General features: G+C 62.4%; 17 protein-coding genes. 13 read left to right on the forward strand and 4 right to left on the reverse strand.

Features of this window, described 5'->3' with window-relative positions:
* Positions 1-5 precede the first annotated feature (5 nt).
* The 10 genes from ASG79_RS04430 to ASG79_RS23430 all read left to right on the forward strand — a co-directional run bounded on the left by ASG79_RS04430 (position 6) and on the right by ASG79_RS23430 (position 9,401).
* Positions 6-866, forward strand: a complete 861-nt coding sequence (locus ASG79_RS04430; protein WP_235509733.1) for a carbohydrate ABC transporter permease — start codon at positions 6-8, stop codon at positions 864-866.
* Positions 863-1,699, forward strand: a complete 837-nt coding sequence (locus ASG79_RS04435; RefSeq protein ID WP_056388780.1) for a carbohydrate ABC transporter permease — start codon at positions 863-865, stop codon at positions 1,697-1,699. The genes ASG79_RS04430 and ASG79_RS04435 overlap by 4 nt, the downstream gene beginning before the upstream one ends.
* 56 nt (positions 1,700-1,755) lie before the next feature.
* The gene (locus ASG79_RS04440; protein WP_056388782.1) at positions 1,756-3,036 is read left to right on the forward strand and encodes an ABC transporter substrate-binding protein; all 1,281 of its coding nucleotides are present in this window, start codon (positions 1,756-1,758) and stop codon (positions 3,034-3,036) included.
* A 70-nt stretch (positions 3,037-3,106) separates the two neighbouring features.
* Positions 3,107-4,270 carry an ADP-ribosylglycohydrolase family protein gene (locus ASG79_RS04445; RefSeq protein WP_056388784.1) on the forward strand — a complete coding sequence of 388 codons (1,164 nt, stop codon included), beginning with the start codon at positions 3,107-3,109 and terminating at the stop codon, positions 4,268-4,270.
* A 15-nt stretch (positions 4,271-4,285) separates the two neighbouring features.
* Positions 4,286-5,284 carry an ADP-ribosylglycohydrolase family protein gene (locus ASG79_RS04450; protein ID WP_056388785.1) on the forward strand — a complete coding sequence of 333 codons (999 nt, stop codon included), beginning with the start codon at positions 4,286-4,288 and terminating at the stop codon, positions 5,282-5,284.
* The gene (locus tag ASG79_RS04455) at positions 5,281-6,285 is read left to right on the forward strand and encodes an ADP-ribosylglycohydrolase family protein (protein ID WP_056388787.1); all 1,005 of its coding nucleotides are present in this window, start codon (positions 5,281-5,283) and stop codon (positions 6,283-6,285) included. Before ASG79_RS04450 ends, ASG79_RS04455 begins: the two co-directional genes overlap by 4 nt.
* Positions 6,282-7,229, forward strand: coding sequence for a ribokinase (locus tag ASG79_RS04460; RefSeq protein ID WP_082581670.1), 948 nt, complete (start codon positions 6,282-6,284; stop codon positions 7,227-7,229). The genes ASG79_RS04455 and ASG79_RS04460 overlap by 4 nt, the downstream gene beginning before the upstream one ends.
* 184 nt (positions 7,230-7,413) lie before the next feature.
* A complete protein-coding gene (locus tag ASG79_RS04465) occupies positions 7,414-8,418 on the forward strand; it encodes an aldo/keto reductase family protein (protein ID WP_056388791.1) in 1,005 nt (334 codons plus the stop codon).
* A gap of 110 nt (positions 8,419-8,528) precedes the next feature.
* Positions 8,529-9,245 carry an SOS response-associated peptidase gene (locus ASG79_RS04470; protein ID WP_082581671.1) on the forward strand — a complete coding sequence of 239 codons (717 nt, stop codon included), beginning with the start codon at positions 8,529-8,531 and terminating at the stop codon, positions 9,243-9,245.
* A gap of 9 nt (positions 9,246-9,254) precedes the next feature.
* Complete coding sequence (locus tag ASG79_RS23430) at positions 9,255-9,401, forward strand: hypothetical protein (protein WP_156400164.1); 147 nt, start codon at positions 9,255-9,257, stop codon at positions 9,399-9,401.
* On the opposite strand, the gene ASG79_RS04475 is transcribed toward ASG79_RS23430, so the two are convergent.
* The 4 genes from ASG79_RS04475 to ASG79_RS04490 form a co-directional block, all read right to left on the reverse strand.
* Positions 9,398-10,345, reverse strand: coding sequence for an ATP-dependent DNA ligase (locus tag ASG79_RS04475; RefSeq protein ID WP_414730903.1), 948 nt, complete (start codon positions 10,343-10,345; stop codon positions 9,398-9,400). The two genes, ASG79_RS23430 and ASG79_RS04475, sit on opposite strands and share 4 nt — an antisense overlap.
* 281 nt (positions 10,346-10,626) lie before the next feature.
* On the reverse strand, positions 10,627-10,941 hold the full coding sequence (locus tag ASG79_RS04480; RefSeq protein ID WP_056388795.1) for a hypothetical protein: 315 nt from the start codon (positions 10,939-10,941) through the stop codon (positions 10,627-10,629).
* Positions 10,942-10,976: 35 nt separating this feature from the next.
* The gene (locus ASG79_RS04485; protein ID WP_200953144.1) at positions 10,977-12,275 is read right to left on the reverse strand and encodes a Y-family DNA polymerase; all 1,299 of its coding nucleotides are present in this window, start codon (positions 12,273-12,275) and stop codon (positions 10,977-10,979) included.
* A 9-nt stretch (positions 12,276-12,284) separates the two neighbouring features.
* Entirely contained in the window at positions 12,285-12,716 is a 432-nt protein-coding gene (locus ASG79_RS04490) for a LexA family protein (RefSeq protein ID WP_056388799.1), read from the reverse strand.
* Between the two features lie 552 nt (positions 12,717-13,268).
* Between ASG79_RS04490 and ASG79_RS04495 the strand changes: the two genes are divergently transcribed.
* The 3 genes from ASG79_RS04495 (at position 13,269) to ASG79_RS04500 (ending at position 15,326) form a co-directional block, all read left to right on the forward strand.
* Entirely contained in the window at positions 13,269-14,282 is a 1,014-nt protein-coding gene (locus ASG79_RS04495; protein WP_056388801.1) for a DUF4192 domain-containing protein, read from the forward strand.
* A 198-nt stretch (positions 14,283-14,480) separates the two neighbouring features.
* The gene (locus ASG79_RS23805) at positions 14,481-14,633 is read left to right on the forward strand and encodes a hypothetical protein (RefSeq protein WP_200953145.1); all 153 of its coding nucleotides are present in this window, start codon (positions 14,481-14,483) and stop codon (positions 14,631-14,633) included.
* 126 nt (positions 14,634-14,759) lie between these two features.
* Positions 14,760-15,326: a hypothetical protein gene (locus ASG79_RS04500; RefSeq protein WP_056388803.1), complete on the forward strand. Its 567-nt coding sequence runs from the start codon at positions 14,760-14,762 to the stop codon at positions 15,324-15,326.
* The last annotated feature ends 42 nt before the right edge of the window (positions 15,327-15,368 follow it).

A 15,368-nucleotide genomic window follows, 5' to 3' on the forward strand; every position in this document is an offset into this window, starting at 1 on the left:
CGCCGTTGGAAACTGCCGGGCTCGTCCTGCCCTCACTCATTCCAATTCTGGTGCTGAGTGTCGGGCCTCTTCTCTGGGGCTTGTACCTGGGGTTCACCCAGGCCAGCTTCGCGCAAAACCGGCTTCCGAAATTCATTGGCCTGGACAACTTCGTAACCCTGGCCTCGGACACAGCCTTCTGGAATTCCTTTGGTGTCGGCCTTGTCTGGGGACTCACGGTAACGGCGGGGCAATTCGTGCTCGGGCTCGGACTGGCGCTATTGCTCAACACCAACATGCGGTTCCGCAATGCCGCGCGGCTCCTGGCTCTCCTGCCATGGGCAATGCCACCCGTAGTCGTCGCCATCATCTGGCAGATGATTTATTCACCCACGAGGGGTCCATTGAACTGGCTGCTCGGATCGATCGGGATGCCGTCAAGCATTGACTGGCTGGGCGACTTTACCTGGGCACTGCCCGCGGTGATTCTCGTGGGCATCTGGTCCGGTATGCCCCAGAACACCATCAGCCTGCTGGCGGGCCTGCAACAGATCCCCGCCGAGTTGCTGGAAGCAGCGGAAGTTGACGGCGCCGGAGTGTGGCGACGGTTCTGGCACGTAACCCTTCCCTCACTGCGCCCGATCATTGTGTCCATCACAGCATTGAGCTTCATCTGGAACGTCAATTCCTTCGGGCTCGTCTACGTCCTAACCCAGGGCGGCCCGGGCACCTCCACCATGCTGCCCATGCTCTTCACCTACACCGAGGCATTCAAGGCACGGAACATCGGCCTTGCCTCGGCGATGGGCGCCATCATCACCATCTTCATCATCGCCATCCTGGCCGTGTACCTATGGGCTCAATACCGAGGGGACCGCAAGAAATGAGACGCACTACTTCCCTGGCCAGAGGCGGCCAATACGCCGCACTGTTCCTCTTCCTGGTCTTCCTTGGGTTCCCGCTGCTGTGGCTCATTTCGGTCTCCCTGAAGACATCACCGGAACTCAACTCACTTGCCGTGAACCTGATCCCGTCACCAATCACCTTCGAGAACTACATCGGTGCCTTTACAGGGCGCGGGCTCATTTTGGCGGCCATGAACAGCATCGGCGTTGCACTGGCCTCAACGATCATCGTGATGATCATCTCCGTACCGGGCGCCTACATCCTGGCGCGGGCTAGGGGTTTCGCCCGCAAAGTGGGCACTGGGTGGATCCTCGTCAGCCAGATCATGCCCGTAATCCTCATCATCATCCCGCTCTTCCTCATCCTGAAGACCCTCGGCCTAATCGATTCCCTTGTCGGGCTCACCATCGTCTACATCGTCTTCACCCTGCCTTTCTCACTGTGGATGCTGCAGGGGTTCATCGCCTCCATCCCCATTGAGATGGAAGAAGCCGGCGCCATCGATGGAGCCAACAAATTCACCGTGCTCTACCGCCTGATCTTCCCGGTTATGCGCCCAGGTCTCATTGCGACGTCCATGTTCACCTTCGTCATGTCGTTCAACGAGTTCTTCTTCGCCCTGGTCTTGCTGCAGAACCCCAAGACCTACACACTGCCCGTTGCCCTGGCCGCGTTCGTTGGTTCGGACGGCCGGCTGGACGTAGGACCGCTCGCCGCAGCCGCCGTGCTCGCAAGCATTCCCAGCGTCATCTTCTTCGGCATCCTCCAGCGTCGACTCGGCAGCGGCCTGCTGGCGGGATCCGTCAAAGGATGACCCAGCCTCACCTCATCCCCCCCATAAGAAAAAACCCCAACCATGGAGACAAAGCAATGAAGCTTCAGAAATACGCGGCAGTCCTTGCCGCAGCCACCCTCACGAGCGGCGTGCTGGCTGGATGCTCGGGAAACAGCGCCCCCACCAGTTCGGGACCAGTAACGCTGACCTTCCAGGCGTTCGCGAACACTCCCGAAGGCCAGACCGCGAACCAGAAGATCGTCGACGACTGGAACAAGGCCCATCCCGACATCACTGTGAACCTCGTCATGACGCCCATCGACAGCGCCTACGAAAAGATCAGCACGCAGATGGCCGGCGGCACGGCACCCGACATCCTCATGGACGACGCGCAGGACATCCGCCAGTACGTCAACGAAGGCTACATAGCCGACCTCACCCCGATCTTGTCCAAAGACGCTATGAGTAGCATCGATCCGGGTGTGCTGGACACCGTCAAAATCAATGACATCGTCGCCGGCGTCCCGACCGAAATGCAGACCTATGTCGTCCTGGCCAACAAGGACCTGCTGGACGCCTCCGGCGCCACGGTGCCCACCGGAGACTCGATGACGTGGGATGACCTGCATTCGATCGCCAAGGCAACCACCAAGAATGGCGTCAGTGGACTCACCTGGGGCCTGAAGAGCCCAACCTCCGCTTTCGTCAGCCTCGGACTCGGCAACGGGGCCAAGTACTTCACCGGTCAGGACAAGGACGCCCAGGCGAGCGTGGGGTCAGCGGAGCAGGAGATCCCGCAGCGGGTTAAAACCATGATCACGGACGGCACGATGGACCGGGTTGGTGTCTCGCAGGCGAGCAGCGATGTTCTCCCCACGTTCTACAGCGGCAAAGCAGCCATGGTCATGACGCAGTCCTACCACATCGCCAACATCGCCAAGGATGCTCCGGCAGGTCTGAAGTGGGAGGTTCTTCCGCCACTCAAAGGCTCGACCGGCACCCAGCAGGCAGCAATTCCGACGACACTCTCCGTCACGGCCAATTCAAAGAGCCCTGAGCAGGCTGCGAAATTCCTCGACTACTACATGTCGGCAGAGAACCTGTCCAACCTGAACTTCGCCGAAGGTCTGATTCCTCCGACCAAAGATGCCCGTGCCGCATTGGCCAAGTCGACCGCGGACAAGAACGGCTGGGCAGCAGTCCTCAAGTCCGGTGAGAACCTCGTTCCCGCTCCGGCGTCGGCCGCGACCAGCTACCCGGCATGGAAATCCACCGTCGCCAACCCCGCGTACCAGCAGTTCTTCTCCGGCTCCATTGATGCCGACACATTGAAGAACAAGCTCGTCGACGGCTGGGCGACAGCTAACAGGAAATAGACCAAAACCCCAGGCCAGGGGACACTTCGGTTCCCTGGCCACCCCAACACCCTTATTTGGAAGGTTTGACATGAATTGGATTCGGGAACGCGCGACAGCGATTCTCGCAGGCTCGGCTATCGGCGATGCTCTCGGAGGTGCCACAGAAGGGTTTAGCCCCGCGCAGATTCAGGAACGCTACGGTTCCAGGGTCGGCGGAATTGTTCCCCCCTTCTACGAAAACTGGAAGACACAGCGCCCCGTCAGCCCCTACCACAAGGGCGACGGCCACATCACCGATGACACCCTGATGACCCAGGCACTGATCAAGGTCTATGCCAAGAAGCGCAGTCACCTAGATGCGTTCGCCATCGCACATGACCTCGTGCCCCTGCTGCAGACCGACTTTTGGTGGGTGCCTGAGTTCGAGCGCGAGTCCATCCTGCTGCAGCGGATCTTCCTGGCCGAGAAGTATCTCGTCCTGCGCCTGCAGTACGGACACATTGACCCCCGCGAAGGTGGTGTGGGCAACGCGATCAACTGCGGTGCCGCGATGTACATGGCGCCCGTCGGCATCGTCAACATCGGCAGCCCTGCCCGGGCCTACGACGAAGCGATCGACATGGCAGGCGCTCACCAGGCCAGCTACGGCCGGGAAGCTGCCGGAGTCTTCGCTGCAGCCGTAGCAACCTCGGCAGCTCCCGGAGCGACCGTGGAAAGCGTCATCGAATGGGCACTTTCCCTGGCCCACGACGGCACACGCGAGGCTATCGCCGCCACTGTTGCCGCCGCGCGGGAGCTGTCCGAGACCGCTACCGACGACGAAATTGGGACCGCGCTGCGCGACGCGATTCGGCCGTTCGACACCGTCGGCGAAAAATACCGTGAACCGAACATGGACGCCCGGACACCCTCCCGCACCAAAGCCATCGAAGAACTGCCTGTGGCCCTGGGACTGCTCGTGGCCTACAACGGCGACTTCCGGAAGTGCATCCTCGGGGCGGTTAACTACGGCCGCGACTCCGACTCCATCGCCAGCATGGTTGGTTCGATCGCCGGCGGCCTGGGAGGTACGGAAGCGATTGCAACCGATTGGTATGAGGAGATCCAGGCGGCTAGTAAGGCCGACTTCGACCACTACGCGGACCTCATAACTGAGGTCGCAGAACAAATCATCGATGAGGACTTGAAGGAAGCTAGCCAGCGCATTGAAGTCCTTCAAAGCCTCCGACCGAGCGAATCCGTCCTCCTCTAGCCCAAGGACTCCAACATGACCGTGACAAAACACATCACAACCCGGGACCGAGCACGCGGATCGATGGCCGGACTGGCCCTCGGTGACGCCATCGGCCGACCCGTTGAAGCGCTTTCCGCCCAGGAAATCCAAGCCCGATATGGGCGGGTGACAGGATTCGTCGAAGACAAACCTGCCGGAAGCGATGACACCGAATACGCACTGCTCACTGCCAAGACCATCCACAGGGTCGGGCTGGGAGCGACCCGCTTCGATTTCGCCCAAACATGGCGCGAAGACGTCCTGCCCCAAACCGACAACTTCGCGGGTGGAGGGTTCAGTGAAATGGCAGCGATCGATAACCTCCGGCGGGGCCTGGAACCACCCCTGACGGGGGACCATAACCACGCTTGGAGTGACGGACTCGCGATGCGGGTAGCACCCCTGGGTATCGTGGCAAACGGAGACCGCGAGCTCGCCGCCCACCTCGCCACAGAAGACGGCGTAGTGAGCCACAGCGGTGAAGGCGTCCATGCTGGCGTGGTCGTTGCCGTCGCCGTAACTGCAGCCATGACCGGCGCGAACGCCCGGGAATGCTTCCAGGCTGGTCTTGACGCGATTCCCGCCGACTCGTGGACCGCCCGCAGCCTCCGCGACGGACGCGATCTCGTTGATTCCGGGCTGGGTCACGACGAACTTGCCGTCGCACTTCACGACAGACTCGCCGTTCCGGACTATTTCTGGTCCGATGTCGCGCCGGAAGCCGTTGGTCTGGCCATGTCGAGCCTGCTGGTGGGTGACGGCGAATTCGCCTCCAGCATGCTCTTCGCCGTGAACATGGGCCGCGACGCCGACACGAACGCTGCGATCGCCGGTTGCATTGCCGGAGCGATCTCCGGGGCCGACTCGTTCCCCCCGGAGTGGCTTGCGGGGCTGCACCCGGTCGAGGGTTCCTGTATCGCATCTCTGGCTGGAATCCACCCACTGGACGCAGCTGACGACCTGCTGCGACTCATTGAAGGAAACACCAAATGACGACACTTACAGAGACCATCGTCCGTGGGCTTGCCGCCGGCGATACCAGCTCCTCAATGAATGCCGATTTCCACATCTACTCGCTTCCCCCGAAACGGGTGAACCGGATGCGCATTCTCAACAAGCTCGCTGATGACACCCGAACCACCAACGTCACGCGACCCTTCGCACATGCGAACCCGCCGGCACTGCTGCACCCGGCACCAAGCGAAGCACTCGAATGGTTCACGTTCTCGTTGCGACAGCAGCAGAACGCCCTTGATTACGAGGGTCGTCTGGCCGCATGGCTCGAGTTGGCTGACGTCGAACCGCCCATCCGCACACGGATCGGTACCCGTAATGCCCTCCTGAACCTGAAGAAGGGCCTCACGCCGGCCCAGGCGGGAAACGACAACCCGCACTACTTCGATGACCTTGCAATGGTTCGGGTGCTGGCAGCAGTCGTCACCTTCCCCCAGGATCCACAGGCCGCACTCGATGCAGCGACGGCGGACGCGGAATTCACCACCGCTTCTGACGGACTCTGGTGCGCTCAAGCAACCGCAAGACTTTTCTCACGACTGGCGGAGGGCGATTCACCCCGCGACGCCGTTCTGTCAGCGATTGAACTGCTGCCCGAAGAGACCTGGAGCCGCCGAATCTCCGAGTCGTCACTCAAAGTAGCCGAAGGTTGCAGCGGACCGATCGAACGGGCCCGACGTCTGAGCATCGACATCGGAGACTGGATCTACAGCTACCCAATAGCCGCTCCCGAGACCCTCGGCTTCCTGCTCGCGCATGTCGCTTCCGCCCAAAATGCGAATGACCTCATGCTTGGTGCCCTGAGCCAGCCGCGGAACGGGGCCGTCCTGCCTGCGCTTGCCGGAGCAGCCGCAGCGGTCATCTTCGGCACTGACTGGATACCTGCGGATCTCACCCTCGAAACCATCAAACTCAAGGGGATCGCGATCCCTCAATACCGGGGACAGAACGTCACGAATGGCGTCACGGTCAGCGCATGAGCAAGGACTCGACGGCTCGCGTGGCTGTCGTTGGAAGCATCAACCGCGACACATCAATCCGGGTGCTTCGACTCCCGCGCCCAGGCGAAACCACACTAGCAATCAGCGCTACTCAATCCGGCGGGGGGAAAGGAGCCAATCAAGCTGTCGCGGCAGCGCGGGCCGGCGCGGTGTTGACCACCCTTATAGGTGCCATCGGAGACGACCCTGCCGGGAAGGAACTGATGCAGGCCTTTTGCAATGAGGGCATCGACACCCTTCTCGAAGTAGTGGAAGGTGAGGCGACGGGGCAAGCATTCGTCAGCGTCTCAGAAGACGGAGAGAACTCGATCATCGTTGTGCCCGGCGCGAACACAGAGTTCCGCAGATTGACGCCCCAAGCTGCAGAAGCTGTAGCCCAGGCCAACGTCATTCTGTGCCAGCTCGAGACGCCCGCGGAACTGCTTTTCGACGTAGCAGGAGCACGGTCAGCCCAGTCCCTGCTCATCCTTAACGCGGCTCCGGCCCTACCCTTGGGTGAAACGGTATGGGATCTGGTGGATTTGCTGATCGTGAACGAACACGAGGCCGCTGAGTACGCGGGCGGTGGTCATGGTGACATTAACGTCATCGTCGCGCGCCTACTCTCCAAAGTGCCGATGGTGGTCATCACTCTCGGCAGTGAGGGCTGTGCATTTTTCGACACGAACGGCGAACACATACGGGTGCCAGCTCATGCCATTGAAGCGGTTGACTCAACAGGTGCCGGTGATACATTCTGCGGCGTCTTCGCCGCGCAGCTGGCACTCGGTGAGCCGATCGAGGAAGCCATGAAGGCGGCCGTGGCGGCTGCTGCGATAGCCGTAAGCAGACCCGGCGCGCAGACAGCAATACCCACGTTCAAAGAAGTAGGACAGCTCCTGCGATCGGATGCCGACCCCGCAGGAACCCACTACCCCCTCTAGGGAGCCGCAGCGGTTCCAGCTCCCGGGCCAGTTGTGAAAACGGCTGCTCTCACATGGCTTTCACGCTCGTCTCGGGCACCTTTGGAAACCTGCGGATTGGGCCTCGCTAAAGGGCGCCCCAATCCGCAGGTTTCCATCTCTCAGGTGAAGATCCACCAACCAAGTACAAGAAAAGCTGGACAAATTGGAATACAGATACTTAGGCAATAGCGGGTTCAAAGTCTCGGAGATCACGTTCGGCAACTGGCTGACCCACGGCTCCCAGGTGGAGAACGACATCGCCGCCCAATGCGTGCGGGCCGCCCTCGACGCCGGCATCAGCACCTTCGACACGGCGGACGTTTACGCTGATACGGCCGCGGAAACCGTCCTGGGCCAGGCCCTGAAGGATGAGCGCCGAGAATCCTTGGAAATCTTCACCAAAGTTTTCTTCCCCGCAGGCGCAAAGGGCAAGAACGATTCGGGCCTCTCCCGGAAACACATCATGGAATCCATCAACGGTTCGCTGCGGCGGCTGCAGACGGACTACGTGGACCTGTACCAGGCCCACCGCTACGACTTCGAAACGCCGCTGGAGGAAACCATGCAGGCGTTCGCGGACATCGTCCGGCAGGGCAAGGCGCTGTATATCGGCGTGAGCGAGTGGACGGCGGACCAGCTCCGCGAGGGGCACAGGCTGTCCAGGGAACTGGGCTTCCAGCTCATCTCCAATCAGCCGCAGTACTCCATGCTGTGGCGCGTGATCGAGGCCGAGGTGGTCCCGGCGTCGGAAGAGCTAGGCGTGTCCCAGATTGTCTGGTCACCCATGGCCCAGGGCGTCCTGAGCGGGAAGTATCAGCCCGGCCAGCCCGCCCCCGAAGGCAGCCGCGCCACGGACGAAAAGGGCGGTGCCAGGATGATCCAGCGCTGGATGCGCGACGACGTCCTGGCAGCCGTGCAGGAACTGAAGCCGGTTGCGCAGGAAGCAGGCCTGTCCATGCCGCAGCTCGCCGTGGCCTGGGTGCTGCAGAACCCCAACGTCGCGTCGGCGATCGTGGGCGCCTCCCGGCCCGAGCAGATTGCCGACAGTGTGGCTGCCGCCGGCGTGAAGCTCGAGGCGGAGGTCCTGAAGAGGATCGACGACGCCGTCGGTGGCCTTGCTGAACGGAACCCGACCCAGACGAAAGGTTTTATGCCTGCAAATCGATGAGCCCATGCGGGGGGCCTTCCGCGTCCCACTAGGCATACGCGGACGACGCGCGTTTTTACCCGGACATTCGCCACCGCTTATCCCAGAGGTTTCTCGGGCAGAATGGCCTCATGTGCGGCAGATATGTAATGTCCAAAGCCACCGGAGACCTTCTCGGCCACTTTGAGGCCAAAGAGGTCGAGGGAAGTCCCCCGCCGCCCAGCTGGAACGTTGCGCCGACCCAGAGCGTGCCGATCGTTGCCGAACGCTTGGATGAGGGCACGATTGACCGGCACCTGCTCGTCGCCCGTTGGGGTCTGGTCCCGTCCTGGGCAAAGGACATCAAGATCGGCTCCAAGCTGATTAACGCCCGCAGTGAATCAATCCTGGAGAAGCCGTCCTTCCGTAAGGCGGCGGTGAAGCGCCGTGCGATCGTCCCGGCGGAGGGCTATTACGAGTGGCAGAAGACTGAGGACGGTAAGAAGATCCCGAACTATCTCTACTCAGAGAAAGAGGCCCTGTTGGGGTTCGCCGGCCTCTATGAGTGGTGGGCTGATCCGGCTCTGGCCGAGGACGATCCGGAAAGGTGGCTGCTCAGCTGCACGGTGCTCACCACGACAACCCAGGACGCGTTGGGGCACGTCCATGATCGGTCCCCAGTCATCATCCCGCGGGACCGGTTCGCTGAATGGTTGGACCCGGATCTGACTGACAAGGACGGCATCCAGCACTTGCTGGACTCTATGCCGGAACCGACCCTGACACCTCGAATTGTCAGCCCTCGGGTCAACAGCGTGCGGAACAACGGGCCGGAGCTCATCGAGCCCGCTGAGCCTGCAGCCAAATAGAGTCATGCCGTGATACTTACCGGCACCATTACCAACCCGGACGGCAGCTACAACCACATCGAGGCCGAAGGCGACACTTACGAAGAAGCACGGGAAAACCTCTACGCGCTGCTGGAAGAAGGTCAAAACCTCATCGTGATCCGCACGGATCGCTAACCCTCGTGAAGCCGGGCCGGCAGGACGACATCGGGAGGGGATAGCTCCGGCCGAGCCCTGAGTATGCGCAGGGGGTGCCGGAAGGACCTTCCGGACCATGCGGTGTCGGCAGAGACCTCGACAACCAAGGGTTCCACGAGTGTCAATGCCACGGGTTCCTTGTCCCGGTTGAACCTGTCCAGGGCCGTGCCCTTCACGATGGCCGGCCACGGGTGCTCACCCTTTGGGGGTTGCAGCCACCGGGCCAGTTCCCGGCTTTCCTTCGTCTTCAGTGGGGTGGATCGGCCGACGATCCGCAGCTTGCCGTCCAGGATGAGGCCAGCGACGACCTCGGCGGGTTGGATGATCGGCCCGATCACGGCGCCGCAGATGATGTCCACTGTTTCCCTGTGCTTGAGCTTCATCCAGGAACGGGCCCCGGGCGTGTAGGGCTGATTTGTGCCTTTGATGACCAGCCCCTCGATCCCGGTGTGCGGAAGCTCTTCGAGCCACTGCTCGGCGACACTCCGGTCCGTGGTGGTGGGGGAGAGGGACAGCGGCGGTTCCCAGCTATTGGCGAGTTCCTCCAGGAGCGCACGGCGGTCACTTAACGGCAGAACCCTTGCGTCATGCCCGGCCACGGCCAGGACGTCGAAGGCAACATAGTTGGCTGGCGCTGCCATGACCAGACCTGGCAGGGTTCTTGGTCCGGCGCCCAAGCGCTGCTGCAGGGCGTCAAAGTTCAGCCGTCCCTGGCTCCAGATCACGGCTTCGCCGTCGATCACACATCCCGGAGGAACGGCCGAGATGATCGCTGAACAGAGTTCGGGGAAGTACCCAGAAAGTTCCTTCCCTTGCCTGGACCACAGTGTGGCGCCGTGGTCATCCCGAACTGCAACGCATCTGTACCCATCCCACTTGGGTTCAAATAGCAAGGAATCGTGTGCTGCGTCAGGTCGGGGCATTCTAGTGATCGCCCGCGCGAGGGCAACCTTAACTGGCGGTTCAAGGCCTGCCGGCAGACGTGCCCCCGAACGCGTTGGTCCCATAGCCTCACACTACGCACAGCCCCGGGCTCTCGAGTATCAGTATCAGGAAGGTCGGATCCGGTTGTTGGTAAGATGGTGCCACACCCCCAGCTGGCTTCGGCCGCTGGTTAGAAGGCCCCGAGCAATCGGGGCCTTCGGAATTTAAGAGCCTCCTTACGCTTCAGCTGCCCGGTGCTACACACTTCGCAGCCTGGGCATCAGCCTTCGGTGACGGATTCAAGCAACCACTGATCCGAGAGGGGTTCGCGGCGAAGTTCAAAGGTCCGCAGCTGCGAGTCCGACCCGCCGAGCCGAACCTGAACCCGCCAGTGTTCGATGTCTACGACGTTCCCGACTCCTACGGGCACGCTACGGCGGGTTTCCCACCAGGAGTCCCTGGTGAACCAATGGACAGGTTCTTCGGTCACCGCCCAGATTTTGTCGTCGTAGCGGACGGCCAGGGGAGTGCCGGCCTTGGTGAACCGGACATCCACTGGGGTGTTGAGAGTGGGGGCTTCTGGGGTGATGGTCATGTGCTTGGTGTCTTCCTGGCGGTGCAGAGGGCTGGTCAGGCGGCTTTGACGAGGGGAAGTTCGTCCCAGTGGGTGGTGTATCTGGGGGATAGCATGTCGCGTTTCATGGTCCAGTCCGGGCCGCCGCGGATGCCGCCGTGGCCCAAGCCGATGGAGCCGCGGCCGTACCTTCGGGTGACGTCCTCCAGAAGGCTTCCGATGTGCCGTTCCTCGTGCGGGTTCTCGAACAGTGACAGGGGCGCCTGGTTTCCGGTGGGGCGCAGGTCGGTGACCATGATCCCGGCCCTGGCGTACCGGACGCCCTCGACAATCCTGGGCAGGAGGGCGTGGCCGGCTTTGGTCAGGATCACCGGGTCAGCGGTCGGCATCGGCAACGGCACGCAGACGGACGGGTAGGAGGTGTCGTTGGGGTTGAAGTGCGAGGTGCCGGCGAACGCGGTGAGGACTTTGGCCTGCAGGCCGTGTTTGGCCAGCCGGGCCGAGGCCTGCTGCCCGTAGACGCTCATGACCTGCCGGATCCCGGCGGCCGTGGTGATGGGTTTGGCGAACGAGCGGGAGAAGATCAGCTGGTCCCGGCCGATCCGTTCTTCTTCCATGGGGATGCAGGGCGTTCCCTGCAGTTCCAGGACGGTGCGCATCATCACGACCGAGAACTTGTCCCGGATCGCGACCGGGTCGGCCCGGACCAGGTCGGCGATGGTGAAGATACCCATCACGTTCAGCCGTCTGGTCAGCCTCCCGGCGATGCCCCACACTTCTTCCACGGACAGCCGGCCCAGCAGGGCCTCCCGCTCGACAGCGGGGACGGAGTCCCAGTGGCAGACCCCGGCGAAGGCCTTGTTGTTCTTCGCCCACTTGTTGGCCAGCTTCGCCAGCGTCTTCGTCGGGGCGATCCCGACACAGACCGGCACACCGACGTTCCGCCGGACGGCCGCTTTCATGGACCTGCCCATCGCGGCCAGCTCAGCGGGTGTGCCTTTGACGCCGAGGAAGGCTTCGTCGATGCTGTAGACCTCCAGCCAGGCCGAGTAGCGGCCCAGCAGTTCCATCACCCTGGCGCTGATGTCCCCGTACAGCTCGTAGTTGCTGGAGAGTGCGACCAGGCCCCATTCCTTCGCCCGCGGCGCGAGTTTGAACCACGGCTCACCCATGCCGATGCCCAAGGCCTTAGCCTCGGGGGAGCGGGTAACAGCGCACCCGTCGTTGTTGGACAGCACGATCACGGGTTTGCCTTCCAGTGAAGGGTCGAACGCCCGCTCCGCGGAGGCGTAGAAACAGTTCACGTCCACGTGCGCGATCTGGGGCATATGCCGCATCAACGCCGGCTTAGACATCGCCGGCCCCTAAACGTGATGGAGGCATCGGGTCGCGACGCCCCAAATAGTCAGGTCGGACAGGGCCGGCACTTCGATGTCCGGGTACGCCGGGTTCTCTGCCTGCAGCACCACACCTGTGGGAGTGATGCGCAGCCGCTTAATCGTCAGCTCCCCGTCCAGCACCGCCACCACCACACAGCCGTCGTACGGTTCCAGTGCCCGGTTCACGATCAGCTCGTCACCGTCGCTGATCCCGGCGCCCTCCATGGACTCCCCGGACACCCGCACCACATAGGTGCTGGTGACGTCCTTGATCAGGTGCGCGTTCAGGTCCAGTCGGCCGTCAAAGTAGTCCTGCGCCGGCGACGGAAAACCCGCCGCCACCGGCACCGGAGAGACCAGCACCGACAACAGAGAAACGCCCGCATCTATCACACGGGGACCGACAATAATGCCCACAACACACCTTTATTCGAATATATGTTCGAGGTTATTCAGTCTAGTCCCAAGGGCTGACAGCCGGCACCGAAAAGAACGGGTTATACCCAATGGGGACAGCTTTGAGCTGTGCGGAGGGCTCCACCTGCCCGCCAGTGGGCATAACCCGTTCCCTCAGGCCTTGGGTTCCGCTGCGCTTCACCCTGTCCGGCGTCCGCTGGTGCGGCCGACTGTTGGGTCCAGTGCCGGCTCCGCAGGGCTCCGCCGTCCCTGAACCTGGTGTGTCTACGACGTTTTTTGGCTGCTGTCCTTCGGATCGTACGTGCCCGCTCCACCCCGTCTAGCCCCTCCTTCGTCGGGGCCTGCAGGCCAGGAATTTCCTTCGGCGCTCCTGCGTCGCTTATTTCCTCCAGGAATTTCCCGCCCTTTGCCCTTGCGGGTAGACGGGCCTCCGTCGGGCACAGCTCCGCAAAGCTCCGCCAGCAGCCAAAAAACAACGGGGGGAGAGGGGAAGCTGGCCGGTCACCACTGGTCGCCCCACCCACCACAATCCTCTGCAAAAGGAGCAACACCATGAACGAGTCCATCAAGTTCACCGCCCCCGCCGACATCCTGGCCTTCATCCCACACACGCTGGGACAGACCCCTACGGAATCCTTTGTCGCCCTCACGGTGCAGGGCAACAAGCTCGGCGCCACCCTCCGCGTCGACGCCCCGTTCGGGCAGGACCCGGTCGGCTACGCCCAGACCATCGTCAGCTACCTGACTGCCGACGAAGCTGCCACCGGCAGCCTGCTGGTCATCTACACCGACGAAAAGACCAACGACGGCGACCGCCCCTATGCCGGGTACTTGGAGGCACTGCGGACCGAGCTTCAAACTGCCGGGATGCCGCTGCAGGAGGCATGGCTGGTGACTTCCGAACTGTGGCGGAACTACCACTGCGCGGACCCCATCTGCTGCCCGGACCAGTCGCTGGATGCCATCACCACGAGCAACGGCAATGCCGCCTTGATCTACCGGGGGAGTGTTGTCACCGGGTTCACCGCCCCGGCACCGTTCACCGGCGATGAGAAGGCCCGCGAGGCGATTGCCGCGCACAAGCCCGACGGCTGGCCCGAAGACCTCGAAGCCAGCCGCGCCGCGTGGGCCAAGGTACTCGATGACCCCAAGAGCCTGACCACCGAAACCGCGCACCAGCTCGCAGGAGCCCTGCAGCACCCCACCATCCGGGACTACATGATGGGCGACATCATCACCCACGCGCCCGACCAGTTCACCTCCGTCATGCTCGGAGTGTTCCTCACCCGCCCGGACTGGGCCCGCGTGGACACCGCCCAGGAAGTCGCGTTCGAACTGATGAAAACCACCCCGGAAGGCCAGCGCGCCCCGATGCTGTGCCTGATCGGCTGGCTGGAATGGCTCAAAGGAAAATCCAGTTTCGCCGCCAGATACTTCAAACTCGCCCTCGATGATGTGACCGGATACCGGCTCGCGGAACTGCTGGCCGAACTGGTCAACCGGGGCCTGCTCGCCGACTGCACCCGCGACCCGAAGAAGGCGTATGACCGGCAGCTGAGCCGCTAAACCAAGGCAGGCCGGACCCCACACAAGGGGTTCGGCCTGCCTGTTTGGGTTTCCGAGGTGCGCGGGCGGCCTCCCCCGCCAGGGCTCCTCCGGCCGCGTATGACGCTGCCGCGGGCGCCGCCACTTCCAGCCAGCCCGCAGGAACAGCCGATACTGTGAAAGGACACCGCCGTCCCCACACAGCCAAGGAGCCCGCACGTGGCCGATCCCTTCCGCATGACCGAAGACGATACCGTTGCCCCGGATGCGAGCCCGCTCGAAGACATCCTGGAACTGAGCCTGTTGACCGCAGGGCCGGTCATAGGCCCCGTAGACCGGCCTGTCAAAGATCACCGGCTCGACGAGCAGTGACACCCGCGGCAATGACGCCGCGCCCTCGTCACTGACCAGATGCTTACCCTTTGATCTCCCCACACTGCCGGGCCACGTGGTGTCCTCTCTTGGGTGCGGTTGTGAGACCGCTTGTATGATCCGGAAGTGGACTGGTTGGTTTGTGGCAATTTCGCCTCGATTTCTTGTGGTACTTGGATCGGCCTATGGAGCGGGGCGATCGGCGCGCTTGTAGCAGCGTTCGTCGGAGGCATGGTTGCGCTGATGGTCGTCAGGCTCACAAATAAGCACCAGTCGAAACTCGCGGCCCAAGGCCGTGTTCTTGCTGCCCTTGCCGATTTCCAAGCTGCGCTTTCCGAGTTGCCACGTCGGTATGCCGAGGGCCATGAAGCGATACGAAACCTGGTTATGCAGGCAGACGCGGCGAGCAACCGAATCATCATGGACATGGATGATTTTCCGCTCGCGGAAGAACTGAGCCTTTGGCCCTTAGATCTTGGGGTGCTGGCCAAGCGCGCCGCTGAGCTTCACGAAGGGGGTTCCCTTGGTGTCACCGACTACGCGTACAGGATGCTCCGGGACGCCTTGGGCAAACTCATTGGCACAACTCAGCAGTGGGCCAGGACGCCTGCGAGACGCAGACGGAAATGGGCGCCACAACTGCGAGCACTGAGGCTCGAGCTCAAAGACAAAGTGGACGACATCTTGGTTTGAGGTTGTGCTTCTATATCGCTTGGAGCGCGCATGCTCACGGCA

Source organism: Arthrobacter sp. Soil761, from assembly GCF_001428325.1.
Taxonomy (GTDB): domain Bacteria; phylum Actinomycetota; class Actinomycetes; order Actinomycetales; family Micrococcaceae; genus Arthrobacter.